Here is a 292-nt window from a genome sequence, read left to right as displayed (position 1 = left end):
GACGCGGCCGGGGCGGGGGCCGCGGCCGGCGCGCCCGCGGCGAGGGTCTTGCCGATGGCGATGCCCGTGAAGGTGTGGTTCAGGTGCATCGCCCGGTACTGCTCGCCGAAGGTCTCGAAGCCGACGACGTTGTAGCGGCGGTAGAGGTCGGCGATCCCGTGCCGGACCTGCCGGCTCCCGGCGTCGAGGCGGCGGAGCACGCACTCGAAGCCGATGATCAGGTCGACGCCGCCGAGCACGGCGTCGAGGCGCGCCAACTCCGCCCGGGTCGAGGCGACGATGTCGCGCGGCT

Annotated in this window: 1 pseudogene; it reads right to left on the bottom strand. The window is 74.3% G+C overall.

Annotated features, from left to right (window positions below):
• Positions 1-292 (bottom strand): annotated as a pseudogene (locus ACLBX8_RS32065) (hypothetical protein); the annotation flags it as partial.

Source organism: Methylobacterium sp. D48H (genome assembly GCF_053345715.1).
Note: the sequence above shows the minus strand (reverse complement) of the source record. Positions and strands in the feature narration are given on the sequence as shown.